The organism is Mesorhizobium sp. WSM3873 (assembly GCF_001672445.1).
Classification (GTDB): domain Bacteria; phylum Pseudomonadota; class Alphaproteobacteria; order Rhizobiales; family Rhizobiaceae; genus Mesorhizobium.
Genome location: NZ_LYTM01000007.1, coordinates 1 through 25,168 on the forward strand (window position 1 = coordinate 1; position 25,168 = coordinate 25,168).

General features: G+C 63.3%; 25 protein-coding genes and 1 pseudogene. 4 read left to right on the forward strand and 22 right to left on the reverse strand.

Annotated features, from left to right (window positions below; translation table 11 throughout):
- The 3 genes from A9K71_RS06255 to A9K71_RS06265 all read left to right on the forward strand — a co-directional run.
- Nucleotides 1–3,141, forward strand: a 3,141-nt coding sequence (locus A9K71_RS06255; protein WP_066991945.1) for a CheR family methyltransferase, incomplete at its 5' end; no start/stop codon positions are given.
- On the forward strand, nucleotides 3,138–3,542 hold the full coding sequence (locus A9K71_RS06260; protein WP_066991949.1) for a response regulator: 405 nt from the start codon (nucleotides 3,138–3,140) through the stop codon (nucleotides 3,540–3,542). The genes A9K71_RS06255 and A9K71_RS06260, both read left to right, overlap by 4 nt.
- A 340-nt stretch (nucleotides 3,543–3,882) precedes the next feature.
- Nucleotides 3,883–4,467, forward strand: coding sequence for a sigma-70 family RNA polymerase sigma factor (locus A9K71_RS06265; protein WP_348626979.1), 585 nt, complete (start codon nucleotides 3,883–3,885; stop codon nucleotides 4,465–4,467).
- Between the two features lie 9 nt (nucleotides 4,468–4,476).
- Here A9K71_RS06265 and A9K71_RS31930 read toward each other — a convergent pair whose 3' ends face one another.
- From A9K71_RS31930 to A9K71_RS06360, 20 genes and pseudogenes are all read right to left on the reverse strand, one after another.
- Nucleotides 4,477–4,653: a hypothetical protein gene (locus tag A9K71_RS31930; RefSeq protein ID WP_082980368.1), complete on the reverse strand. Its 177-nt coding sequence runs from the start codon at nucleotides 4,651–4,653 to the stop codon at nucleotides 4,477–4,479.
- 183 nt (nucleotides 4,654–4,836) lie between these two features.
- Entirely contained in the window at nucleotides 4,837–5,055 is a 219-nt protein-coding gene (locus tag A9K71_RS06270) for a hypothetical protein (RefSeq protein WP_066992288.1), read from the reverse strand.
- A 64-nt stretch (nucleotides 5,056–5,119) separates the two neighbouring features.
- Nucleotides 5,120–5,974, reverse strand: coding sequence for a methyltransferase domain-containing protein (locus tag A9K71_RS06275; protein ID WP_245299538.1), 855 nt, complete (start codon nucleotides 5,972–5,974; stop codon nucleotides 5,120–5,122).
- A 50-nt stretch (nucleotides 5,975–6,024) separates the two neighbouring features.
- The gene (locus A9K71_RS06280; RefSeq protein WP_082980369.1) at nucleotides 6,025–7,017 is read right to left on the reverse strand and encodes a GNAT family N-acetyltransferase; all 993 of its coding nucleotides are present in this window, start codon (nucleotides 7,015–7,017) and stop codon (nucleotides 6,025–6,027) included.
- Complete coding sequence (locus tag A9K71_RS06285; RefSeq protein ID WP_066991955.1) at nucleotides 7,014–8,078, reverse strand: glycosyltransferase; 1,065 nt, start codon at nucleotides 8,076–8,078, stop codon at nucleotides 7,014–7,016. Before A9K71_RS06285 ends, A9K71_RS06280 begins: the two co-directional genes overlap by 4 nt.
- 22 nt (nucleotides 8,079–8,100) lie before the next feature.
- Complete coding sequence (locus A9K71_RS06290; RefSeq protein ID WP_066992294.1) at nucleotides 8,101–9,033, reverse strand: beta-xylosidase; 933 nt, start codon at nucleotides 9,031–9,033, stop codon at nucleotides 8,101–8,103.
- On the reverse strand, nucleotides 9,026–9,787 hold the full coding sequence (locus tag A9K71_RS06295; protein WP_066991958.1) for a TIGR04290 family methyltransferase: 762 nt from the start codon (nucleotides 9,785–9,787) through the stop codon (nucleotides 9,026–9,028). Before A9K71_RS06295 ends, A9K71_RS06290 begins: the two co-directional genes overlap by 8 nt.
- A gap of 2 nt (nucleotides 9,788–9,789) precedes the next feature.
- Complete coding sequence (locus A9K71_RS06300; protein ID WP_066991961.1) at nucleotides 9,790–10,593, reverse strand: sugar phosphate nucleotidyltransferase; 804 nt, start codon at nucleotides 10,591–10,593, stop codon at nucleotides 9,790–9,792.
- Nucleotides 10,593–11,693: a glycosyltransferase gene (locus A9K71_RS06305; RefSeq protein ID WP_066991965.1), complete on the reverse strand. Its 1,101-nt coding sequence runs from the start codon at nucleotides 11,691–11,693 to the stop codon at nucleotides 10,593–10,595. The genes A9K71_RS06300 and A9K71_RS06305 overlap by 1 nt, the downstream gene beginning before the upstream one ends.
- A gap of 13 nt (nucleotides 11,694–11,706) precedes the next feature.
- The gene (locus A9K71_RS06310; protein WP_066991967.1) at nucleotides 11,707–12,300 is read right to left on the reverse strand and encodes a histidine phosphatase family protein; all 594 of its coding nucleotides are present in this window, start codon (nucleotides 12,298–12,300) and stop codon (nucleotides 11,707–11,709) included.
- Nucleotides 12,297–13,400 carry an inositol-3-phosphate synthase gene (locus A9K71_RS06315; RefSeq protein ID WP_066991969.1) on the reverse strand — a complete coding sequence of 368 codons (1,104 nt, stop codon included), beginning with the start codon at nucleotides 13,398–13,400 and terminating at the stop codon, nucleotides 12,297–12,299. The genes A9K71_RS06310 and A9K71_RS06315 overlap by 4 nt, the downstream gene beginning before the upstream one ends.
- A gap of 191 nt (nucleotides 13,401–13,591) precedes the next feature.
- Nucleotides 13,592–13,750, reverse strand: a complete 159-nt coding sequence (locus A9K71_RS06320; protein ID WP_066991972.1) for a DUF3309 domain-containing protein — start codon at nucleotides 13,748–13,750, stop codon at nucleotides 13,592–13,594.
- A 441-nt stretch (nucleotides 13,751–14,191) separates the two neighbouring features.
- Nucleotides 14,192–15,148 (reverse strand): annotated as a pseudogene (locus A9K71_RS06325) (UDP-glucuronic acid decarboxylase family protein); the annotation flags it as partial.
- Nucleotides 15,149–15,171: 23 nt separating this feature from the next.
- Nucleotides 15,172–16,281, reverse strand: coding sequence for a glycosyltransferase (locus A9K71_RS06330; protein WP_066991976.1), 1,110 nt, complete (start codon nucleotides 16,279–16,281; stop codon nucleotides 15,172–15,174).
- Nucleotides 16,278–17,372: a glycosyltransferase gene (locus tag A9K71_RS06335; RefSeq protein WP_066991978.1), complete on the reverse strand. Its 1,095-nt coding sequence runs from the start codon at nucleotides 17,370–17,372 to the stop codon at nucleotides 16,278–16,280. Before A9K71_RS06335 ends, A9K71_RS06330 begins: the two co-directional genes overlap by 4 nt.
- Complete coding sequence (locus tag A9K71_RS06340; protein ID WP_066991981.1) at nucleotides 17,369–18,499, reverse strand: glycosyltransferase; 1,131 nt, start codon at nucleotides 18,497–18,499, stop codon at nucleotides 17,369–17,371. The genes A9K71_RS06335 and A9K71_RS06340 overlap by 4 nt, the downstream gene beginning before the upstream one ends.
- A gap of 2 nt (nucleotides 18,500–18,501) precedes the next feature.
- The gene (locus tag A9K71_RS06345; RefSeq protein WP_066991984.1) at nucleotides 18,502–19,602 is read right to left on the reverse strand and encodes a glycosyltransferase family 4 protein; all 1,101 of its coding nucleotides are present in this window, start codon (nucleotides 19,600–19,602) and stop codon (nucleotides 18,502–18,504) included.
- Nucleotides 19,587–20,879 (reverse strand): TIGR04295 family B12-binding domain-containing radical SAM protein, encoded by a 1,293-nt coding sequence (locus A9K71_RS06350; RefSeq protein WP_066991987.1) that lies wholly within the window; start codon nucleotides 20,877–20,879, stop codon nucleotides 19,587–19,589. The genes A9K71_RS06345 and A9K71_RS06350 overlap by 16 nt, the downstream gene beginning before the upstream one ends.
- Nucleotides 20,876–21,949: an NAD-dependent epimerase/dehydratase family protein gene (locus A9K71_RS06355; RefSeq protein WP_066991990.1), complete on the reverse strand. Its 1,074-nt coding sequence runs from the start codon at nucleotides 21,947–21,949 to the stop codon at nucleotides 20,876–20,878. Before A9K71_RS06355 ends, A9K71_RS06350 begins: the two co-directional genes overlap by 4 nt.
- Complete coding sequence (locus A9K71_RS06360) at nucleotides 21,946–23,052, reverse strand: SDR family NAD(P)-dependent oxidoreductase (RefSeq protein ID WP_066991993.1); 1,107 nt, start codon at nucleotides 23,050–23,052, stop codon at nucleotides 21,946–21,948. The genes A9K71_RS06355 and A9K71_RS06360 overlap by 4 nt, the downstream gene beginning before the upstream one ends.
- Before the next feature lie 213 nt (nucleotides 23,053–23,265).
- On the opposite strand from A9K71_RS06360, the gene A9K71_RS06365 reads away from it, so the two are divergent.
- A complete protein-coding gene (locus tag A9K71_RS06365; protein ID WP_066991996.1) occupies nucleotides 23,266–23,538 on the forward strand; it encodes a hypothetical protein in 273 nt (90 codons plus the stop codon).
- An 82-nt stretch (nucleotides 23,539–23,620) separates the two neighbouring features.
- Here A9K71_RS06365 and A9K71_RS31195 read toward each other — a convergent pair whose 3' ends face one another.
- Complete coding sequence (locus A9K71_RS31195; protein WP_127242060.1) at nucleotides 23,621–23,863, reverse strand: hypothetical protein; 243 nt, start codon at nucleotides 23,861–23,863, stop codon at nucleotides 23,621–23,623.
- A gap of 63 nt (nucleotides 23,864–23,926) precedes the next feature.
- On the reverse strand, nucleotides 23,927–25,105 hold the full coding sequence (locus A9K71_RS06370; protein WP_066992301.1) for a zinc-dependent alcohol dehydrogenase: 1,179 nt from the start codon (nucleotides 25,103–25,105) through the stop codon (nucleotides 23,927–23,929).
- Nucleotides 25,106–25,168: the final 63 nt, after the last annotated feature.

A 25,168-nucleotide genomic window follows, 5' to 3' on the forward strand; every position in this document is an offset into this window, starting at 1 on the left:
GGCAGCGACGGCACCATCGGTCTGAGGGCGATCAAGGAGCACGGCGGGCTGACGCTTGCGCAGGCAGGCGCCGAATATGACGGCATGATGCGCAGCGCCGTGCAGAGCGGCATGATCGACATGGTGCTTCCGGCGGAAGAAATGGCGACGAAGCTGGTTGGTTATTTCAGCCACGCCACCCGCGACGAAAGTGAGCGCGACCGACGCAAGCGCGACGTGGCCGAGCAGCTTTCGCGCATCGCGGCGCTGCTTCGCGTGCGCACGGGCCATGATTTCAGCGGCTACAAGGACAACACCATCCTGAGGCGCATCCAGCGGCGCATGCAGGTGCTCCAGATCGACGATCCCACCGTGTTCTACGAGAGGTTGCGCGACGAGCCGCAGCAGGTCGATCTCCTGTTCCAGGACCTGCTCATCGGGGTGACCAGCTTCTTCCGGGACCCGCAGGCCTTCAATGCGCTCGAACGCTTCGTCGTCCCCAAGCTCTTCGAGAACCGAAAGCCCGACGAGACGATCAGGGTGTGGGTGCCTGGCTGTGCCACCGGAGAGGAAGCCTATTCGATCGCTATGCTTCTGAAGGAGAACGCGCCGCGCGGCGCCGCTTCTCCCAACCTGCAGATCTTCGCCACCGACATCGACGAGCGCGCGCTGGAAGTGGCGCGCGCCGGGCGCTACCCGGCAACGATGGCGAGCGACGTGGCGCCGAAGCGGCTAAAGGAGTTCTTCTCACGCGAGGACGGCACCTACCGCGTTTCCGCCGATTTGCGAGAGGCTTGCCTGTTTTCGGCGCACAATCTGTTACGCGATCCGCCGTTTTCCAAGCTCGACCTGGTCGCGTGCCGCAATCTCTTGATCTATATGGGGCCGGAACTGCAGGAAAAGATCATCCCGATCTTCCATTACGCGCTGCGCAGCAACGGCTATCTCTTTCTCGGATCTTCTGAGAACGTCACGCGCCATGCGCGCCTGTTCTCGACCGTCGACAAGGCGAGCCGTATCTTCCAGAAGCGCAGCGGGGTCGCTGCGCAACGGCTGCCGGAATTCCCGCTTGCCGCCGCGGCCAGACAGGCTGCGCCGGCCGTGCGGCAACGGACGACGACAGGAACTGTGCAGGAAGTCGCCGAGCGTTTTCTCGTCGAGCGCTATGCGCCGGCCTATGTGGTCATCAACGCGGCGGGCGAACTGATGCACAGTTCCGGAGGCACGGGCAAATACCTCGAGCTCGCGGCCGGTGCTCCCGACCACAACGTTTTTTCCATGGCGCGGCGCGGGCTGCGCATGGATCTAAGGGCTGCGCTTCACAAAGCCGTCAGCACCGGCCAGGTGGCGCTTCAGAACAAGATCAACGTCGGTACCAATGGCGGCCGCCAGACGATCAGCCTCGCCGTGCAGCCGCTGCCGGCCGAGGGCGGGACGGACCCACTCTACATGCTGGTCTTCCGGGATATCGGCGGCATCAAGGCGGATACCGAGGACGAGCCCGTCCACACGACCGACGATGTCGAAAGCGCCAATGTCAGTCAGCTCGAAAAGGAGCTGCGTGAGACCAAGGAGCGGCTCCAGATCACGACGGAGGAGCTCGAATCCTCCAACGAGGAGTTGAAGTCCTCCAACGAGGAACTGTCTTCCATCAACGAGGAGCTGCAGTCCTCGAACGAGGAACTGGAAACCTCGAAGGAAGAACTGCAATCGATCAACGAGGAACTGCAGACCGTCAATGCCGAGCTCAACATCCGCGTCGACGAGCTCAGCCGCGCCAACAACGACATGTCCAACCTGCTCGAAAGCACGCAGATCGCGACCGTGTTCCTCGACCGCGATCTTTGCGTCAAGAACTTCACGCCGACGGCGCGGGACCTGTTCAGGCTGGTCGAAAGCGATGTCGGCCGGCCGCTCGCGCATGTGCGGCCGCGCTTTGCCGCGGACCGGCTGCAGGCAGACATGGAGCAGGTGCTGCAGCGGCTGGGGACGATAGAAAGGCAGGTGGAAGTCATTGAAAGCGCCAAGCGCTACATCATGCGCGTGATGCCCTACCGCACCGTGGACAATGTCATCGCCGGCGTCGTCGTCACCTTCGTCGACATTACCCAGATCGCGCAGGCGGAGGAAAAGATCGGCGCGCTGTCGCACGACCTGCGCAACCGCCTCGAAAGCCTGGAGACTGTTCTGGATCTTGTGCCTGTCGGCATCTTGATCGCCGAAGACGACGACGTGGATGCCATCCGCGCCAATCGCCGCGCGGCCGAGCTCGCCGGCCGGCGCGCCGCGGACGGCAAGCTCAGCACTGTGCCGGCGGTCCTGCCGCTGATGGTGAACGGCTCCGTGGTGGAAACGCACGAGCAGCCGCTGCAGAAGGCGATGCGAACGGGCAAGCCCGTCCCCGGCTACGAAGCCCGAATCGCGCAGGGGGACGGCTCAAGCATCGACGTGATGATGTCGGCCAATCCGCTGTTTGACGAGTCCGGCAGGGTTCGGGGCGCTATTGCGGCCCTGGTCGATGTCTCGAACCATAAGGAGGCCGAGCGCGCTCAGGAGAGGCTGCTGCACGAGCTGCAGCATCGTGTGAAGAACATCCTAGCCACGATCACCGCACTGACCTCGCGCATGATCCGCTCGTCAAGCTCAATGGGGGAATTCGCGACATCATTCCATGAGCGACTGCACGCGATGGCGCGCACGCATGAGGTCCTGTCTTCCCACAATTGGGGCGACGCCGACCTCGAGGACCTGCTGAGGGCGACGTTTTCCCCCTACAGCAGCACGGGACGCCAGAACCTAGTCGTTCACGGCCGGCCGTTCCACCTCGATGCGGCAACGGCGGCGGCACTCGGCATGGTGTTCTTCGAGCTTGCCAGCAACGCCGCCAAATATGGGGCGCTTTCCGCCGAGACCGGACGCGTCGAGGTCTCCTGGAACGTGGTGAAGCCGGGCATGCTTTCGATCAGCTGGAAGGAACTCGGCGGTCCGGCCGTGGAAGAGCCATCCCGCAGAAATTTTGGAACCACTTTCATCCAGCAGAGTTTGGAGTACGAGCTGAGGGGGAGTGTCGAATTGAACTTCCGGCCCACCGGCCTGGAGTGCCTGCTTGAAATCCCCCTTGCCCGAACCGAAGCCTTCGAGCCGCTGCCCGGCTACGCATGAACAAGAGCGCTCCATTATCGGGCCTGCGAATCCTCGTCGTCGAGGACGCTTTCCTGGTTGCGCTCGACCTCTCCGACGAATTGACCGATGCAGGCTGCCATGTCGTGGGGCCCGCGCCTTCGGTCCAACAGGCGCTCGAGCAGATCGATGGCGTCGAGCTGGATGGCGCGGTGCTCGACGTCAACCTGCAGGGCGAACGCAGCTTTCCGCTGGCCGAGCACCTCGCCGCGCGAGACGTGCCGTTCCTCTTCCTCACCGGCTATGACAGCGCGACGGTCTTTCCGGATCGGTTCCGGGATTCGCCGAGGCTGTCTAAGCCCGTGGAGACCAAAGTGCTGATCGAGGCGGTCGCGCGATTGGCGCGCGCAGGCACCGAGGCCGCGCGGCGCTCTCGCCTGTAGCAATCGGGCTCCTGCAAGCGTTTCGCAACATCCGATGCAGGCACCGGTCTGGGCTGGAATCGTGCAAGGCTTTTCCACTCCTCCGCTGCTGTTGATCGAACGATCGCAGGATCATGACCGACCAGGTCATAGGGAACACCAACATCGTTCGGGGGGCACGACCGCGGTGATCTTTGCGGCCGCCAGGGGATTGGTGGGAGTTGGTTCCTCTAGCTCGAATCGCGACGCCACCATCGGTTGGCCCAGGTTCAAGCAAGTTCGCTTACAACAGGAACGATCATCATCGTCACGCATTCTCCCTAATCAATGCCCATCAACTCTCTCTGCTGGGGTGAGAACCGTGTTACCCAAAGGCCATGCCGTGCCTGACTGCGTACCGGGCGAGGTCGCTGTCGTCGACCTCATTCCTGCCTTGCGTGCTTTTGCGCGCACTTTTTGCCGCTTGCCCGATGATGCCGACGATTTGGTGCAGGAGACCCTGACCAAGGGGCTTGCGAACTTGGACAAGTTCGAGCCGGGGACGCGATTGAAGTCCTGGCTTTTCACCATCATGCGCAATACGCATTATACGCGGGTCAAGGCGGCAGCTAGGGAGGCGCCCGGTTTGCTTGACTGCGCCTCCAGCCGGCCGATTTCGGAAGCCTCGCAGGACTGGTCCGTTCGGACCAAGGAAGTCTACCGCGCTATGCAGAAGCTTCCGATACATCAGCGCGAGGTGCTGACGCTGATCGGTGTGCTGGGCGTCAGCTACGAAGAAACCGCGGAGATATGCGATTGCGCGGTCGGTACCGTTAAAAGCCGTCTCAACCGCGCGCGTGCAAGCGTCTTGGAATTCCTTGATGAAAGCTCATCGCAAGCGCTGGTCGAAAGACACGACCATGTTGCGGAAGATCACTGGGACAGAAGCGCTGACAGGCATCGATGAGGCTTGCCGTCAGTTCTCCTTTTTGCACCGGCGCTTCTCGATCAGCGCATTCTGCAACTCGATCGCGAGCTTGGTCAGCCGATCAGGAACTTTTTCCTGCTCAATGGCGGTCAACAACGACGCGATCTCTTGGTCTATGCCCAGGCTTGCCTGGCTTACGGGATCGCGCTGGCTCGGACGAGACATGGCATTCTCTTAGCAAATGTGGCCCCTTCGAGATTCACTTGAGACCATACACGGCCGGAGTTTGCAAGGCGCTTACAGCCGCCGATCAGCTTCAGCCCCGCAGCAGATCGTGGCGGAGCGAAAACCCTTTGCCTGAACTGATCCGTTGCGAGCCGGCAAAGTCTTGCGATAGTCCCCGCAAGATCAGTCTTCCGGAATCCGGTTTGCCGCGTGGTCTTGATACTGATCGGACTTGATCCGATTGCTGTCGAGGCCGCGTTCTTTTGTATGCTGCTTCTTATCCCGGTTCGACAGGACGTCATTTTCGCCAATCATGTCTTTCGGAACCGTCGTCTTCGCTCCGGTCCCGGCACCTTTGCCCTGACTGCCGCGTCCCATGTGTTTCTTGCCGCCGGACGCCATCTTCTTCTCCTGGGTCTTCCAGATTCTGCGCAAGTGGTCTGGGAGCCGAACTTCGGTCCGTCGGTTATGTTCCGCCGGTACGACGAATAAGAAAGGCGGTGCCGTCCCATCGACGGAAAGGCATCTCGCCATCGATGAGGACGTCCATGGCGCATATTCGGGCGAGATGGCGGATGTCGGAGGAATCGGCGGCGGGCGACATCCGGTATGAATAATTGAGGATTGCCACCATCCCTCCTGGCCGCAACACGCGCGCCACTTCGATAAAGTGCCGCTCGGCGACGCCGGCAAGTACCAGGTAAGGGAAGCTATCGACCGCCAACACGCCATCAAAACCCGCATCGACGAATTCGCCAAGGTCGAGGCCGGAGGTCCGGCGGAATTCAACATTGCCAAGACCGGCGCAGCGTCGGCGCGCGACGGCAACCATCCTTGGCGAGATATCGATGCCGACGATATGCTTAGCTCTGGCGTGGAGCGCGCATTCGAAGCGGCCGATGCCGGAGCCGATATCGAGTATTGTCTTGTCCGCGCCGGTAAAATCCTGTCGCTCCAGCCAAGCGACGATTTCGGCCGTTGCAGCCGAAAGCTTTTCCTCATCGCCAAGCGACGAAAGTTGGACGCTGGCTGCCGGAGAGATGGCGACCGCCTCGTCAAAGCCCTCGGCCAGCCGGCGGATCGTCATCTCACCGGTTTCGCCGCGCAGACGGTCATGACAAACCGAAGCTGCCGTTGACCTCAGACTATCGAAGGCATCTGCCTTGCCTGAAAGAAGCACGGCTATGTCCTCGAGCCAGCCCCTTTGCTCGACAGCGCTTGTACGCATGTCCAATGCGACGTCCGCCAATTCTGGCGCGCGCATCTCCGTCTCGACTGCCAATCTGGCGACCGCGACTTCGGCGGACAGGTCGGTCGCCATGCAATTCTCGAGGATATGCCTCGCGGTCGACCTCACTCGCTCTGCTGTGGTCATGGCGAGGCGCTCCGGGTCCAGACCCTTTGCACCGTCCATCGGTCCTCTGCTCCCCAGCTGTATTTGTAGCTCTCCCGGCCGCGTAGAAAATCGAACTCTCGCGCGCCGTCCTGAACGGCTTCGGCGATAGCCTTGCCGATCAGAATGGCGCCGGGGCTCTCCGATGCATAGGAGGGGTCGAAGCCGCCGAGATAGGCATAGGCGCGGTCGCGGTGATGAAAACCGTAATAGGCGCCGACGACGGCGCCGTCGATTTCCATGAGCCAGCATCGCGCCAAATGGCTCGCGGCGAGACGGGGCAAGGCATTGCGATGAAACTCGATCGCGCTTTTGGTCAGCACCCCGCCGCCCTGTCCGGCCCAGCGGGCGTCGTGCAGGCGGATCAGCTGACCGAGAAATATCTGCGGCGCGGCCTCCGCCCGGTTGATCGTCACCCGGCCTCTCCGTTGCGCGGCTCGCAGCGCGCGACGCAGCTGGCGTCTTCGCCGCGCGGGAACGCAGCGTGCAAGCGTCTTGTCGCCAGCCAAGGCAAGCACGGGGCAGGCGGCATGGCAGGTAGATCGGCTCTCGTCGATATCGGGCAGCAAAAGCTCCAGGGATGCGGCTTCACTCGAAAGGTCCGGCAGGATCCATTGCGACCATTCGAGCGAAAGCACCGTCTCGGCAATCAAGGCACCGACTGCTTCTTCGAACTTGGGTGCGCAAAGAATATCGAGATAGTCGCTCAGCGATATTCCGATCGGAAGCAGGCGCAAACCGGAAGGGTGCCGTTCGAGGTAGAGTGGTGCCAGGCCGACGAGATCGTTTCCGTTCCACACGGCGATCGCCGAGAGATCGCCCGGCGCGAATGTGCGCCACCACGGCAGGAGCCAAGCGGGTGACTGGAAAGGCGTAGCAGAGCCGCATTGCGACCAGAGCGACCACCAATGCTGCTCTAGACCGTCGAGCGCATCTTGGTCGCGGATGACATCGGCACGCAGGCCGCTCATCCGGCGGCTCCCAACCGTGCTCGGGAATCGCCGAGCTTTGCCAATGCCCGATAGGCATCCATATAGGCCGAAACCATGCGATCGAGCGAAAACCGGTCTCGCGCCTCGGCCCGGCATGTTTCATTGTCGAGGTCGGCCGAAGCGTCGATGGCTATCGCCATCTCGTCGATATCATTGACCAGGAACCCGGTCTTGCCGTGCTCAACGACATTGGGCAGGGCGCCATTCGGGAAGGCCACAACCGGAGTGCCGCAGGCGAGGGCTTCCATGGCAACGAGCGAGCTCGTCTCCGCGGCGAGGCTCGGAATGACCAGGCAGCGGGCGGCGTTGAGAAGCCGCCGCTTGGCGAAAAACCCGAGCGGTCCCAGGAAACGCCGCCGCCTGTCGAGGCGAGGCTCCACGTCCTCGGCGAAATACTGAACATGTGTCCGGTAGGGATATATCTGCCCTCCAATTGCAAGCGGCACTCCAGCGCGCTTCGCGGCGTCGATCGCCAGGTGGATGCCTTTTTCCCGGCATATTCGGCTTAACACGAGCGCGAAATTGCGATGTGACCGGGGATCGGCAAGCGCATTGACGTCAACCCCGTTTGGGATGGGCGCGATCAGTCTCGATCCGGCCGGCGCGGTTGCTTGCTGCGCCTCCGAGACCGCGTGCAGCCACAGGTCTTCACGGGCCGGGCTCAGCACTCCGGCCGGATACCAGGCAAGCGGCAGGTGCAGTGTCACGAGCGTGGGGCCGTCATCGGGAAGATAGGCATCGAAATCGATGCCATGCAGATGGACGACATCGATCGGCCAGCGCGCACGCGCGGCTGCGATCGCCGCGCGGTGCGCGTCCTGGGCGCGGCTCTTTGCCGTCTCGTCGAGCGCGCCTGTTTCGGCAGGCGTCTCGACCAGGGTCCCGGCCGCGCTGGAGCCCCGGCAGGCGACGACGATGGATTGATGACCTTGCCTGACCAGTGCGTGATCCAGCATCGACAGCACCTGCTCGGCGCCGCCGACCGCATCGAGGCCGACAGGCGCAAGCGGATAGGCGACGTTGAGCACGGTAAGCGTCATGGCTGATCGAGCCGAAGTGACCTCATGCGGCCGAGACCCGCCGCATCGGCATCGCGGCGTCGCGCACGCCAGGTGCGTAGCGGCGCACCATCTTCGCGCAGAATTCGGCGAACTCTTCGGGCGCCTGTGGCGGGCTGGTGTGATGGGGCTGCAGGCCTCGGTGCTCGGGCGTGAAGCAGAAAGTGATGGTGACGTTGAAGTCTGCCAGGGCTTCCATCTGGCGATCGAACCAATCGAGGGCATTCGGTCTGAAACTGTCGGCCCAAGAGAGGCCGGTGCGCAGACTGGTGACGCCCAGCCGCTTCATCCAGGCAACGGCGTCGTCCAGTCGGTGGTCCTCGAAATGGAACCACTGGACGAGGCCCATTTCCGGAGTGTGCCGCACGAACTCTTCGAGCGCGGGCTTGGGCGAGCCATCCTCGCGCAGAAGACCCATGTAGAAATGACGGTAATAGGAGGAGCCTTCCACCTCGCGATGCCGTGTGGTCGCTCCCCAAGCATGCGGCAAATCATAAAGGCTATACCATTGGACGCGGGGCGCGTTGCCAAGCAGAAGCTCCGCCGTCCGCCGCAGGCCCCAGACCTGGACCTCCTCGGCGCCGAAGCTCGACACGCCGACTTCGCTGATCCAAATCGGCAGATCGGTGACTTCGGCGATCTCGCCGAGCTTTTGCGGCCATTCATGGATCTGCCAAAGGTTCCAGTCGAGCGGGAAGCCGTGCACCGCGACGGCGTCGACATGGTCGAGGACACCATATCCCTTGATCAGCGACATGAAGCCGGCATCGATCGGCGAAATGCCGCCAAGCACCCTGGTGATCGCCGGGTTTTCAAGCCCGATCGCGTCCGCCGCCAGGATAGTCATGCCGGCGAAGCGGCTCCAGTCCGGATCGAGCTCTGGGTCCCAATGCGACTTGTTGTTGGGCTCGTTCCAGATCATGGCGGCTTCAATCATCATTTCGTCCTTTCGACGGGTAGACCGCACCTTCACCCGCCGGCTCATCGGACGCGCGGCAGAAGTAGACCTCGTCTTCCGGGTGAAGCAGGATCTCGAAGCCGGCGCTGCGGAGCATCGCCTCGATGCAGCCGCGGTTCGGGATCCACCAGTTGGTCGGATCGTCGGCGTAGCGGTGCTCTATGAAGTGCAGCTTCGGGAATTCGGATTGATCGAACAGGTCGAGCGTCCAGAAATCGTAGTTCTGTTCGAGCGCGAGGATTTCGCTGCTCCCGCGTTGCATCGACTGGAAGACCATCAAGTCGCGCGCAACATGCTCGCGGATCAGGTCGAGCGCCAGCAACGGGTGGCGTAGATGGTAAAGCACGCCCATGAAGAGCACGATGTCGAAGGTCTCGCCGAGCGCGCCGACGTCGTAGACCGACAATTGCCGAAATTCGATGTCGCACTCGGCGATTTCGGCCGCGAAACGCGCTTGCGTCAGATAGTCCACGTCGAAATCGATGCCGAGCACGCGATCGGCGCCTCGCTTCTTCATTTCAATGGAATAGAACCCGGCGTTGCAGCCGATATCGAGCACCGACTTGCCCGAGAGATCGGCCGGGATCGCATCCGCGAATTTCTGCCATTTCACCAGAGGATAGTTGCCGAGGAAATGGTCGGGAGCGGTCTCCACGCCCGCCAGTTGCATGTTGTGGAACCACGGTCCAAGCGCATCGATGCGGCGGCGAATTTCCGCGTCGGAATGCAGCATGGTCAGCCTCCTTCGCCTGGCAAGGATGGCACGTGCGAGCGGCTCGGCGGCACGAATATCGCCGTGCCATCGTCTTCCGAGGCGTCGTTGTTTTCAAGCAGCCGGAGCGCCGTGCGGTAGCCGTTGAAGGTGCCGACATCGACATAAGCCGATCCCGCCTTGATGCCCCAGGCTTCACCGCCGGCAGCAAGGTAAGCATTGACCAGCGTTCCGAAATACTCGTCGCAGCCGTCCCGCTCGCGCCAAAGCGCCGCGAGCCGCTGAAAGATGCAGCCCGGCATCTTGAACGCGCCCCAGACCCAGTCCGTGGCTGCGTCCTGCTGCTTGACCTGGATCTGCTCGACGCGGCCGTCCTGATCGACGACCACGGCGTCGAAAAGCTCCGGACGGTCTACAGGAAACAGCAGGAAAGACAGCCGGTCGTCCGGCAGGTGGCAGAAGCCGTCCTCGGGAAACCAGATCGTGTCCGGCAGACCGATCAGGACAGTCTCTTCGGGCGGCACGAGAGGGGCGGCGCGGAAGATCGCATCGCAAAGACCGACCGGAGAGGGCTGGGCCACGAAGATAGCGGCCGCGCTGTCATAACCGGCGGCATAGTATTCGAGGATATCGGACTTACCCGAACCGATGATGAAGCAGATCCTGTCGACGCCGTTGCGCACCATGCGCCGCACCAGATATTCGCTGACCGCGCACGGACGCTCGGTTTGCCCGTCCATCCGGCTGCCAACCGGGAGCAGTTCCTTGGAAAAACCCAGTGGTTGAATGCGGCTGCCGCGCCCCGCCGCAGGCACGATACCCAACATCAGACGGTTTCCTTCATCGGTTCGCTTGCTGGCGCGGTGGCGGCTTCGACCAGAATCCGGTCCAGTTCCGCGGCGCGGCGTGCGGATGTGTGTTCGTCGAGGACGCGTTCGCGGGCTCGGCGGCGCAACGCCTCGAGCTCGCCGTCCGACAAACCGAGCGCGGCGACCACATCGTCGGTGGCATGTGCAAGCAGGATTTCGCTGCCGGGCTCGAAGAAGTCGTCCAGACCCGGCCAGTCGTCGGAAACGATGGCGGCGCCGCAGGCAGCCGCTTCGAACAGCCGGCCGGAGGGGCACCAGCCCTTGCGCGCCATGGCCTCGCGGGTGACATTCAGCGTGAGACGTGACGAGCAGAAGAAGGCCGGATGATCGGCAGGCGGCAAATGCCTGACGAAGAAGATGTTGTCGCTCCACGGAAACTCCTGCGGATATTGAGCGCCGCCAATGACGAAACGGCGATCCGGCAGCCGGACAGCGGGCGCGACGAGCAGCTTCTCGACGCCGGCCTGGCGATCCGCGGCATAAGTGCCGAGGTAGGACAGATCGCCGGCAAACTCGGCCCTGGGCTTTGCCGGCCGATGACGCTCCGGATCGACATGACCGTAGAGCGGCACGACGCGGCGCGCCCCCAGCATGGACTTGAGCGCACCGAGTGCCTCGCCGCCGGTGTAGCTCAGCACCAAATCGAAATCGCGAAGGCCTTCCGGACCGAAATAGGGAGGCTGCTCCCCCTGCTCGATGCGCGCGAGCGTCACCGCGGTGTCAAGATCGTAGAACACCTTGAGCCCACGGCAACTCTCCTGCGCGAGGCGTGAGGCTTCAACAGCATCCGGGCAGTAGGAGGTGACGATGACCGCGTCAGCCTGCCGGACCGCGATTGCCGCAGCCTGGGCAATATCATCCCATCCCGGATAGAGCACCACGTGGCCGCCATCGAGATGGGTGAGATCCCTTGCGCCGGCATAGTAGGGCGTGTCGCGCTCAAAGAAGCTGATCGACCAGCCGAGTGGCGCCAGCGCGCGTATCAGCCCGCGCCAAAGCGTGGCATGTCCGTTTCCCCAGGAAGAGGTGACCGTGAGGCCGAAGATCACCATGCGCATCGGGCAGCTCCAGTCAGGCGATTTCGTTCAGGCGAATGAGCTTAGAGCCCCAGTCGCCATGGACGACGGTGGTGATCGAGGCAGGTTCGATGTCGAAGCGAAAACAGTCGCCGAGCTGAAGACCAAGGACCTTGCACACCGCAGCCTTGATGACGTCCGCGTGACTGATCAGTGCAACGCATCGGTTTGGGGCTTGTTCGCGCAGCACGTCCATGAGGTCGACGATCCGCTGCTGGGTGTCCTGCATGGTCTCGCCGCTCGGTGTTCGGGCGCTCTGTCGCTGGTCGTTCCACATCCGCCAGGCGGCGTCATTGGCCAGCTCTTCGAATGTCTTACCGGACCATGCGCCGAAATCGATCTCGTCCAATTCCTGGCAGATTCCGATCTGCTCAATATTGCAGGCGACAGCGATCGGTTTCGCGGTTTCCAAGGTGCGCTTGCGCGGGCTGCTGAAAATGGCCGCGAGCGGTTCCCTCGCCAGACGGCGGGCCAGACGCAGCGTCTGTGCCTGGCCGGTTTGGCCAAGATTGATATCCTGGCGGCCTGCCAAATAGCCGTTGACGTTGTCATACGCAGCATGCCGCACGAGGAAAATGGTCGTTGTCATTCCGCGGCATCGAGCATCGGCTCGCCCCTACCGGCTATGAAGGCGAGCGTGCGCAGGCGGGCTTCGGCATCGGTGAACTGCTCCGGCGGAGACTTCATGAAATAACTGCAAGGGCCGGTGAGCGCCCCAGCGATACCGCGATCAAGCGCCAGCTTGGCGCAGCGCACCGCGTCGATGACCACTCCGGCGGAGTTGGGCGAATCCCAGACTTCCAGCTTGAGCTCGGCATTCAGCGGGACGCCGCCGAAGGTCGTGCCTTCGACTCGGATATAGGCCCATTTGCGGTCGGTGAGCCAAGGCACATGATCGCTGGGTCCGACATGGATGTTGCCGGGCTCGAGCGGAACATCGATCTGGCTGGTGACCGATTGCGTCTTGGAGATCTTTTTCGATTCCAGCCGCTCACGCTCCAGCATGTTGAGGAAGTCCGTGTTGCCGCCGAAGTTGAGCTGGTAGGTGCGGTCGATGCGCACCCCTCGCTCCCGAAACAGATTGGCGAGCAGCCGGTGAACGATGGTAGCGCCGACCTGGCTCTTGATGTCGTCTCCGATCAGGGGCAGGCCGCGCTCTTCGAAGCGGCGGCGCCATTCCGGCCGCGAAGCGATGAAGACCGGTATGCAGTTGACGAAAGCGCACCCGGCCGCCAACGCGCATTCGGCATAATAGCGGGTTGCCGCATCCGAGCCGACCGGCAGATAAGACACCAGCACCTCGGCCCCGCTTTCCCGAAGGCCTGCGGTCACGTCGGCGACCGGCTCATTCGCTTCCTCGATTTCATCGCGCAGATATTTGCCGATGCCGTCGAGTGTAGGTCCGCGTTGCACGCGCACGCCGATCGGCGCCACATCGGCAAAACGGAAGGTGTTGTTCGGGGCGTTGTAGATTGCTTCGGCCACATCGCGCCCGACCTTGCTCTTGGCGACGTCGAAGGCGCAGACGACCTCGATGTCTTCGACATGGTAGCCGCCGAGATCGGCATGCATCAGCCCAGGGATCGGCTCGTTGCTTTTTGCCTGACGATAATAGGTGAGGCCTTGCAATAGGGAGGATGCGCAATTGCCGACACCGACGATGCCGATGCGAACCTTTTTCGATGTCACGAAACCGCCGCCTCTGTTGTTGGAGGTAAGTTCCTCGCGCCGAACTGTGACCGGTCAGGAATGTTCCTTGAGAGGTGGAAAATTCGCCGATGCGGTCGACGTTCAAGACTCCCGTTGCCGGGTTGTCTCCGAACGGCCAGCGCAGGACGCGACGTTCGGAGTGCGGCTAATGGAATCTCGCCCGCTCGGCCTCAAATCCGGCCCATGAGCGCCATGATCACCAGGATGACAAGTATGACGCCGAGCACGCCCGAGGGCCCATAGCCCCAGCCCGACGAATACGGCCAGGCCGGGATCGCGCCGATCAGCAACAAGATCAGGATAATAATGAGGATTGTGCCGAGACTCATATCGGGTCCCCTTCATTGACGAGGCGGACGTTCTGCGGGGCTCATATGCTATTTGTTCGTCATTCGTCTGAGGCGCTGGGGGCTCAGTCCAGCCTGCGCAGCATGTCAGCTTCCCGCTCGAGGATGGTTGCGACTTCTTCGCGTTGAAGATGCGTCATCATCAGGCTGACGCAACATTCGAGGTAGGTGATGGAGGCTCGTCGCAGGAAGGCGGCGGTTTCCGCGGCCGCCATCTGCTCGATGTCCTTGGCTGATCGCTTCGACTGCACGACTGCGTTCTCCGTGCCGGTTATCGGGCCCAACCAGAATCTCGGTCGGATGTTCCGCTTCGGTGAAAAGAACGCCGGACGCATCGGGATCCTGCGCGCCGCCGGTTTCAAATCCGTCTGCTCCGGGCCTGTTGGTCGCGGCGGCGGGCGACACGGTCGCGCTGCCTTCGAGTTCGGCGAAGTAAACGACCGTTTGCAGCAGGCCCTGCCGGAGAGGTACCTTGGGGGCCCATCCGAGAAGCTCCTTCGCACGGGCTATATCGGGGCGTCGCCGGCGAGGATCGTCTTCCGGCAAAGGCAGGAATTTCACGGGCGACCTGGTGCCGGTCAGTTCCCTCACCAGGCCGGCCAATTCGAGGACGGTGAATTCCCCGGGGTTGCCAAGATTGATCGGCTGGCGCGGATTGGGCTCGATGTCCATCAGCCGCAACAGGCCTTCAACCAGGTCGGTGACGTAGCAGAAGGATCGCGTCTGCCGGCCATCGCCGAATATCGTCATCGGCCGCTTTTCAAGTGCCTGCATGACCAGATTCGAGACGATGCGACCGTCGGCGGGGTCCATCCTTGGGCCATAAGTGTTGAAGATGCGGGCGACACGCACGTCGGCCCGATCGGCCCGAAGGTAGTCGAAGCAAAGCGTCTCCGCGGTGCGCTTGCCTTCGTCGTAGCAGGCGCGCGGGCCGATGCAGTTCACATGGCCGAGATAATCCTCGCGCTGCGGATGCTGCTCGGGATCACCATACACTTCGCTGGTCGATGCTTGCAGGAACCGTGCACCGTCGCGAACGGCAAGCTCGAGCAGATTGAGCGACCCGACCACGCAAGTGCGCGTGGTGTGAACTGGATCGGCCTGGTAGCGGGGCGGTGACGCCGCGCATGCCAGATTGAAGACACGGTCGACCGGTTCACCAAGTTCCAGCGGGCTGCAGATATCCTGCTCGATCAGCCGGAAGCGCGATTGGCCGATAAGCGGCGTGATGTTCTCCATTCGGCCGGTGAGAAAGTTGTCGATGCAGATCACGCGATAGCCGATGCCAAACAGGGCCTCGCATAGGTGCGAACCGAGGAAACCGGCACCGCCAGCGACAAGCGCCGTCCGTGTCTGTTGGGCCTTTCTTGAACGCCGCATCTGTGTGTTCTCCTGTCTGCCTGTCATGCTGCACTTTCGACATCCAGATCGAGCACCGGACGTGTCTGCCTTGCCCGCGCCAGCATCGACGTGAACTCTCGTGCCCGAGCAACTCCGGTGTGTCTTTCCAGGACCAGCGAATGGGCCTGCCTGGCCATGCTGAGCCTGGCGCGGTCCGGCTGTCCCAGAAGAATTCCCGTCACATCATCTGCGCTGCCGGCCGTCTGTATCGCCGTAGCCGGAAAGAAACTGTCGAGGCCGGGCCAGCGATCGCTGATGATCGGCGTCCCGCACGCCGCAGCTTCGAAAAGCCGGACGCTGGGCGACCATCCGGCTTCGACCATCGAAGTGCGTGTCACATTCAGCGTGTAGCGCTGCCGGCTATAAAATCCGGCATGCTCGGCCGGCGGCAGGTGCTCGATCCGCTCGACATTGTCGGGCCAGTCGATATCGTGCGGGTATTGCGAGCCCGCGACCACGAAGCGTCGATCCGGCAGTCGACGCGCAGGCTCGAGCAGAAGCGTTTCCAGGGTCTGCTGCCGATCCGGACTGTAGGTGCCGAGATAGCCTAGATCCCATTTGATCACATTTCGGTTTCGATGGTGCCGCTCGGGGTCGACGGAGCAATAGAGCGGTTCGGCCCGACGCGCGCCGAATTCGAGCTCCAGGCGATGGAGGGTCGGTCCGCCCGTGAAGGAGAAATAAAGGTTGAAATAGGGAACCTGCCGGCGGGCGAGATAGTCGCAGTCATCCTCGGCAACCCTGGCCAGCGTCACCGGCGTGTCGATGTCGTAAAAGCAGAATAGCCCGGTGCACAGCGACGCCAGGTCGTCGATGACCGCCCTGCCTTCGGGCACGAACGAGCCGATGACCACGACATCGGCCTGCTGAAGGTCTCGTTCATGGTTGCGACGAAGCTCCTGGACGGTGTCGTAATAGCGCAAGTCGCAATAATCGGGGTCGCGCAGGTCGCGGTGGTGCGCGTACCAGGGCACGTCGCGTTCGAGGAAGGTGATGCGATGGCCGAGCTCGTCGAGGCCCCGCAGCAGTCCCCGAAAGGTCGTCGCATGGCCATTGCCCCAGGAAGAGGACAGAGAAAGACCCAGGAACACGATGTCGAGTGCCTTCGTCATTCTGCGGCCTCCACGGTCTCGCGCTCGAAATGCGCCTTGAAGATTGCGTCAACCCGTTCAGCCCTCAGTGTGTACGTGTGCTCGGCCAGAACACGCCGAAGTGCTGCCGCCCCGATCGCCTTTGCGCGCCCTGGTGTGAGCGTGCACATGATCTCGACAACATCGGCGCCGTCCCGCGCCACCAGGATTTCCTCGCCAGGCGTAAGGAACAGCTCGACACCGGCCCAGGCATCGGTGATGAGGCATGCACCGGCGCCGGCCGCCTCGAACACCCGCGTTGCCGGCGAAAAGCCGTTGCTGGCCATGCTGTCGCGGCTGATGTTCAGCACCGCCTTCGGCGTGACATTGAAGGCGTTGTGGTCTCGAGTGCCGACATGGCCGAGCCAGGAGACATTCTCCGGCATCGCCTTGTCGCCCCAGCCTGATCCGCCGAGCAGGAACTTCTGGTCCTCCAGCGCTGCGGCCGGCTCGAGGAAGAAGCCTTCCACGCGGGCCTCGCGGTCCGGCAGGCGATTGCCGAGAAAGGCGAGATCGCAGGCGAAGCGGGGATCTCGGGCGACAGGGAAATGCGTCTCGGGATCGAGCGCGTTGTAGATCGGCACACATTCGGCGGCGCCAAGCGCCCTATAGTCCCACACGACCGGATCTCCGCCGCCATAGGTCAGCACGAGGGCGATCCTTTTGAGCTCCTCGTGGAGAGGATGGCCGGCATCGTTCCGCAAGTCGCTGAGCGTCGCCGGGGCGTCGACGTCCCAGAACACCGTCAGCGCGTCATTGCGGGCGTGGTCGAGCACGGCGCGCAACAGTGCTTCGTCTTCGAAGCCCACACCGCTTGCCTTGACGACGATGTCGGCCTGCGCGGCGCAGCAAGCGACTTGCATCAGCGCATCCGGCGTCGCCTCGTAGACGACGACGTCGCACCAGTCGGGAACCTCGATGTCGCGGTGCTTCTGCCGGTCAAAGGCGTCCGGCTCGTAGAAGACGATGTCGTAACCGCGCCGGGAAAGTGCCTTCAGCAGGCCGCGATAATAGGTGGCGGCGCCGTTCCAATAGGACGACAGCAGGCTGGATCCGTAAAAGGCGATCTTCATGCGGCGGCCTCCCTTGTTGGCACCCCGTCAACCGCATGGCGATTGCCGCATGCGGCGAGTATGTCGAACAATTCGTCGGCGCGGCGCCGGCATGTGTGCCGTGCCAGGATGGTTTCCAGCCCGGCTGCCGCCAGAGCCTTCGCAAGCCCGGTGTCGTGCAGCACGTCGCGCAGGTGCTGGCGCATCTCGGAGCCGTCGCGGGCAAACAGAAAGTCCTTGCCGGGACGGAACAGCTCTTCCACGTCCGACCATGGCGCAGAGACGAGGGGAATGCCGCAGGCCAATGCCTCGAACATGCGGATCGTGGGAATGCCCGGCAGATGGTCCCGATAGGGTCGGCGCGGGATGTGCACCGTCACTCGATGCCGCGCGAACGCTTTCGGGACGTCGGCATTGGCGATCCAGCCCTCGTGGCGCAAGCCGGCGTCGGCGAGCGCGGCCCGCGCCTGCGCTGGGTAGCGCACCCCGTGAACGGTTCCCGACAGGCCAAGCTCGCGTGCCGGCGCGACGAGGAACTCGTGGATTTCGGCGCTGCGTTCGTCGTCGCCCCAGTTGCCGACCCAGACCAGATCCGATACGGCGTCGACTTCGGGAGAGGGTTTGAACAATCGTTCGTCCGCTGCTTCATGCCAGGTGAAAGCCCGTCGGCCCCAGCCGGCGCGAAGGTAGCTCTCCCGCAACGCCTCGCCGAAGGCCAAGACGCCGTCATAGTGCTCCAGGTTCAGTGCCGAGATCGACTGCGTCGCCGACACGGCGCGGTGATGCGTGTCGTGAAACAGCAGCGTGAACTTGCCGCCGTTGAGCTTGGCCCGCCCGATCCGCGCCACAAGATCTGGATCGGTCCATTCATGGACGATCACCACATCCGCCTTCGCAATCCAGGCCTCGTGATCGAAGGACGCATCGTAGGTCACCGGCATCAGCTCGGGAAAATCCTTCCGGAAGCGCTCGACGGCGAAGGGGCCTTGCTCGGCCAGAAGGTTCGAACGACTCCAACCGTCCGCGGGTTCGAGCGCGAGGGCGTGGTGTCCGTTCGCAACAAGCTCGCGCATGATGCCGCGCTGGAAATGCGCATTGCCATGGTTCCAATCGGAAACGACGGAATGGGTGTAGAATACAAAATGCATGCTCAGCGCCCTGCGACGGCCATCGCCGCGCGATCGTAGATTTCACTCATCGCGACCGCCTGCGCCTGCGGCGAAAATTTGCGCGCGCGACGGACGGCGCGCCGGCCAAGCTGACGCCGCAAATTTTCGTCGCGGGAGAGGTGGGCGATGCATCCGGCAAGCGCATGCGGATCGCGCGTGTCGAAGAACATAGCCGCGCCGTCCCAGAGTTCGCGATAGGTCGCGATGTCGGCGAGGACCAGCGGCGCGCCCGAGAGCGCGGCTTCCAGCGCGGCAAGCCCGAAGGGCTCGTAGATGGATGGCGAAACGAAAATGCCGGCCCGCGCCATCCGCTGGCGCACTTGGGCATGGCCGATCGAGCCGAGCGCGACGCAATGATCGAGACACGCCATCTGCCCGTCCGGCCCGCCGAGGGGGCCGGCGGCATGGACCGGCCATTCCGTCATGGCAGCCGCGGCATCCAGCACAGCCGCGTTCTTTCCTTCATCCCACCAGCGGGCGGCGGCCAGGACGAAAGGCTCGCGGCGCGAGGCGACCGGGCCGGGAAGAGCACTGTTGTGGACGACACTTAGCCGCGCGACCGGCCCGTAGCAGGCCTCAAGCATGTCGGCGTGGCTTCGGCTGGGTGCCACCACAATATCGGCGCGATTGAAACCGGCCCAGTTGCGGTCCTTCTGCCAGGCCCAGCCGTCGGTCGGCACCTGACCGCGCACGGCATGCAGCCACGTCACGACGCAGGAGTGCGAGACCGTGAGAATGGGGCAGGGCAGATCGACCTCGGCCGCCTGGGCCGGAGCGTTGAGATGAACGAGGTCCGCGGCACAGGTCGTTGCAAGCTCGCGAAGCTCGCCGGGCAGGCCGTCGAGATCGCTCTCGTTGCGCGTCATCCAGTCCGGAGGGGTCTCGAGCCAGGCGAGCGTCGCGAAGGACTGCGCTTCTTGTGCCTGCTCCCGAGAAGGCCGAGGCCCTAGCCCGGCCAGCACGACGCTGTCCCCTCGGGCGGTGAGCTCGCGCGCCAAGTCGAGCGAATATCGCCAGACGCCACCGACGGAGTCGGTGGTCATCAGGATGCGCCGCGGGCGATGGATCAATGATTGCAGCATGAGGACTCCAATTCGGCCAGCGCGCGCGGGCGCTGATCCTGGATGTCGCTGAACGTCCTGAACGAAGCCAGATAATGCTCATGCGCGCGCTCCCAGGCGAAATCGTCGGGCTCGCCCCACAGCTCGCGGTAGCTTGGCGAGCTCGGATAGGGATAGAGCGGCACCGGCTCGTTGGCCCAGACACCGTTGTCGATGAGGTGCTTGCGCCAATACTCCACCAGCGCCGGATCGTCCTGGACCACGCCGATCAGATTGGCCTGGACGAAAGGAACATGGCGGCGGGCATCGACCAGCAGCGCGGCCAGTTCCTCAGTGCCCAGCCGACAGCGCTTGGCCAGCATTTCGCGGCCTTCGACGGTCAGGCTTTCCAGGCCAGCTTCGATCGAGACGCAGCCGGCCTCGCCCAACAATTCCAGCAACTCCGGTTTCCAGAGGTCGATGCGCGTCTGAACGCCAAATTGGATATCGCGGTCGACAAGGGCCTCGAGCAGCGCCTTCTGGGGCAGGAAAATCTCGTCGATGAAGTAGATGTAGCCGACGCCCTGGGCGATCAGACCGTCGATCTCGGCGACGACCGCGTCGTGGTTCCTGCGGCGGTAGGCGTCGCGAAAATCGATCTTGGCGCAGAAGCTGCAATTATAGGGGCAACCGCGCGAAGCTTCCACCTCGGCACCGGCGCCCTTCTGGTCCGTGTCGAACCGATGATGGTGGTGCGAATGGGCCGCAATCCAATCGGACGGCCAATGAAGTGCCGGGTGGTCGACGAAGCGGCTGACGCTCACGCCACCGTTGCAGGCCAGCACGCCGCTCTCGAGCCGCGCCGTGTGAGGGACGGCGCTCCATTCGCCGCGCCCGGCAAGCTCCGCCACCACCTCCTCGCATTCGCCGCGCACGACGACATCGACGCCAAGCTTGCGCAGGGTAGGGGCCGGCGTCGCCGAGCCATGCGGCCCGACGGCGGCGGTGCGCCCGCCGCGCCCGGCGAGATGCTTCAGGAATTCTGCCGGCACCCGCAGCTCCGGCGGCGCGCAGCGCCAGAACAGATAGGTCGGCGCGGTGGTCACGACGGTCATTTCCGGCCCGTACGCCGCCACGCGCTCGGCAAGTTCCGCGTTGTCGAGATTCTGCAACTGTCCGTCCAGCATCAGCACGCTGTGGCCGTCGGTCTCCAGCAGGGCTTTGCAGTAGCCAAGCTCCAGGGGCAGATGCGGCTGGCGGCAGCCGAAATAGATGCTGTGTTCATATGTCCAACGCGGGTTGACCAGTGCAACTTTCATGCGACGTACCTCGCCACTTCAGCGTGCGGCTGGAGACGGTGCCGCAACAGCCAGCCGGCAAGGTCGCTGATGCCTTCGCGCCACGGGACATGCGCGCGCCAGCCAAGCGCGGCCTCTATCTTGCGGGTATCGGCGATGAAGAAGGGCTGGTCGCCGGTGCGTTCGAGATCCTGCCGCACCACGATGTCGCGGCCGGTCATGATGGCGATCTCCGACAGCAGCGAGCGCAGGCTGACGGCATTCCGCGGTCCGCCGCCAAGATTGAACGCCTGTCCCTTGAGGTCTTCGATCCTGGCCAGCACTCCGCGATAGGCGGCAACCGCGTCGGACACATGCAGGATGTCGCGCACCTGCTTGCCGTCGCCATAGATGGTGATGGGCCGGCCGCTGAGCGCGCTGAGGAGGAAATGCGCGACCCAGCCCTGGTCCTCGGTGCCGAACTGGCGCGGTCCATAGATGCAGCTCATGCGCAGCACCGCCGTCGGCAGACCATAGGACTTAGCATAATCAAGGACATACTGGTCCGCAGCGCCCTTGGAACAGCCATAGGGCGTGCAGAAACGGAGGCCGATCGTCTCGTCCACGCCATTGGCGCGGATGGCTTCGTCGCAAGGCTCGTAACGATCGTCCGTTTCCCGCACCGCGAGCTGGGGCAAGCTGCCGTAGACCTTGTTGGTGCTGGCGAAGATTACCGGGGCGCTCACCTGGCGCGCCGCCTCAAGCACGTTGAAGGTGCCTTTGAGATTGATGTCGAGGTCCTCCGCGGGATCGATCAGGCTCGTGGTCACAGCGGTCTGGGCGGCCAGATGGAAGATCGCTCTTGCTGGCGTCAGCACCGAGGCCAGTTTGGCTTGGTCGCGCACGTCCACGGCTTCAACCCTGAGATGGTTGCCATGCTTTTGCGCCAGCCATTCGAGGTTCTGCTCGACGCCGGCTCGGCTGAGATTGTCGATGACCAGAACTGGCTCGCCATCCGACAACAGGCTGTCGGCGAGGTTTGAGCCTATGAAGCCGCTGCCGCCGATGACGGCCACCGGCGCTTTGCCGAGGCCGCGATGCCGCTCGCTCATGACACCAGCCCCCGCTCTTCAAGCTCGCGCTTCATGTCGGCGCCTCGGTCGATGACGACGGTGTTGCGAACCCAGGCAGCGAATTCACCGAGGGAGTTCTCAAGCCGATGGCTCGGCTCGAAGCCAAGCAGCTCGCGCGCCTTGGCAATGTCGGCAAAGCAGTTGCGGATGTCGCCGGAGCGCGCCTTGCCGAGGATTTCGGGCGGCCGCATCGGAACGCCCATCGCTTCTGCAAGCAATCGAGCGACCTCGCTGATGGTGTAGGACCGTCCGCTGCCGATATTGATCGCGTGGCCGGCTGCCTGGCGTTGCTCCAGCGCCAGGCGGAAAGCGCGGGCGACATCGCGCACATGGACGAAGTCGCGCTTTTGCTCGCCGTCCTCGAAGATCATCGGCCGCTTGCCGTTGGCGAGCCGCGAAGCGAAGTTGGCAAGCACGCCGGTGTAGGGATTTGCGAGCGCTTGACCGGCGCCGAAGACGTTGAACAGGCGCAATGCCACCGCATCCACGTCATAAGCCTGACCGAAGATCAGCACCGCGCGTTCCTGCGCATATTTGGTCAGCGCGTAGATCGAAGCGAGGTCAGGACGTTTCTCCTCGTCGGTCGGAATCGGCGACAGCGCTTCGCCGGCAGCCGACAGCGGGTCCCATTGGCCGATCCTGATGTCGCTTGGCTTGCGATGGGCATCGTCGATACGCCGCCCGTCTGGTGTCTTGTAGAGGCCTTCGCCGTAGATGCTCATCGACGATGCGACGACAATGCGTTCGACTGGTTTCTTGATCAACGCCTCGAGCAGGGTCGCGGTGCCGAGATCGTTGGTGCCGACATATCGGGCGATCTCGTACATGGATTGGCCGACGCCGACCTCGGCAGCGAGGTGGATGACGGTGTCGACATCCGCTACCGCGTCGGCGACCGCGTCTCGATCACGGACATCTCCCCGTATCAGCTCGGCGCCAGCTGGAATGCTGACGGCTTCATTGCCGTGCACTTGGTCCAAGAGTGCGTCCAGGACACGGACCTCGTAGCCATGCTCGATGAGTTCCTGGGCGACATGCCGGCCAATGAAACCGCAGCCTCCCGTAACCAGGACACGTTTCACGAGAACTCCTTGCCGAGTTAGCGTTGGGGCCGATTTAGCGTTGGGGCCGATTTAGCGTTGGGCTCCCGAACTTCGGGACAAAAGGTTTGTTCCCTGCTTCATCAAAGTTCCCTCCGGGGCGAAGCTGTCGGCGGGTCGCCCGCATGCCTGGGAACATTGCCCTTTGCGCGCTGTTAGGGCCGCTCACTGACGTGCGGCGAGAAAGGGAATGCCATGTCTGAAGCGAAGACGACCACCAATCACGACGAAATTCGCAAATGGGTTGAGGAGAGGGACGGCCATCCCGCCGTGGTTCGCACCAAGGGCGAGGGCGGCATCCTGCGCATCGACTTCGGCGAGCCGGAGGAAGCGCTCGAACCGATCGAGTGGGATGAGTTCTTCCGGATCTTCGACGAGAACGACCTTGCCTTCCTCCATCAGGACAAGGCCGGGACCGGAGGAAAGAGCCGCTTCAACAAATTTGTCGAGCGGAGCGGGAATGGTTGACGCAGGCGGCGGCAGGTAACCAGCAGCGAACGCACGCAAGCGGCCCGACGGGGCGCAGGCTGCCGCGCCGCCCCCGGTGCCCTCAATCCAATGGCTTGTCGGTTGGGCGCGGGGTAGTACCGGCCTCGCGCTTGCGACCGGCATTGCGATTGGCAACCTTGCTGTCGAGCGGTGATGTCGACTGTTCCTCGGCGGCGCCGGCTGTTTTGGGAACTGCCGGTCTCGCGCCGGCGTCGCTATCCATGGCATCGCGGTCAGGACGCGGAAGGCCTTCGGCGTTCGGTGACCTGGTGGCCGGCCGAGATGTGTTTTTCAGTTGAGCCATTTGATACCTCCTTACCTGATCGCAACGACAGGGCGCCCGGGCGAGTTCCGGGCAAAGACGTGGTCACCCGTGTGGGCGCATCACGACCTTGATGCAGCCGTCCTGCTTGTCGCGAAACTTCCTGTAGAGGTCGGGTCCGGCCTCGAGCCCGGCGCGGTGGGTGATCACGAAGGACGGGTCGATGTCGCCGCTTTGGACCTTGTGCAGGAGAGGCTCGAGATAGCGTTGCGTGTGGGTTTGTCCCATGCGGAACGTCAGCCCCTTGTTCATCGCCGCGCCGAACGGGATGTGGTCGACAAGGCCGATATAGACGCCGGGCACCGAAATGGTGCCTCCCTTGCGACAGCAATAGATCGCCTCGCGCAGCACATGCGGCCGGTCGGTGCCAAGATAGACACTCGCCTTGACCTTATCGAGCATGGAATCCGGGGTGGCGCTGGCATCGGCTTCGGTGCCGACACAGTCGATGCAACTGTCCGGGCCGCGACCGTTGGTCATGGCCATCAGGGCATCGTAAATATTCAAGTTGCTGAAATCGAGGGTCTCGGCCTTGCCGTGGTCGCGCGCCATAGCAAGCCGCTCCGGCACCTTGTCGATGGCGATCACGCGACCGGCGCCAAGCATCCAGGCGCTCTGGATCGCGAACTGGCCGACCGGCCCGCAGCCCCAGATGGCGACGGTGTCGCCCTCCCGGATGCCGGCGTTCTCCGCCGCCATATAGCCGGTCGGGAAGATGTCGGAGAGGAACAGGACCTGTTCGTCGTCCATGCCGTCCGGCACCTTGATCGGGCCGACATCGGCAAAAGGCACGCGCAAATACTCGGCTTGCCCGCCCCAATAGCCACCGACCAGATGCGAATAGCCGAACAGGCCCGCGGGCGACTGGCCCATGACCTTGGCGGCCTGGTCGGCGTTGGGGTTCGACCGGTCGCAGAGTGAAAACAGGCCGTTCTGGCAAAACCAGCATTCGCCGCATGAGATATTGAAGGGAACGACGACGCGATCGCCCTTCCTGAACTTGCTGTGTCCACGGCCGACCTCCACCACTTCGCCCATGGTCTCATGGCCCAGCACGTCGCCCGATTTCATCGTCGGCATATAGCCGTCCATCAGATGCAGGTCCGAACCGCAAATGGCGCAGCAGGTAACCCTGATGATGATGTCGCGGTCGTCCTCGATCGCGGGATCAGCGACCGCGTCGCACCGGATATCGCCCTTGCCGTGCCATGTCAGCGCTTTCATCGTGCCGTTCCTGTCGATTGGAGGATTGAGTGCATCGAACTTGCGCCCGGCTGGAATGTTCCC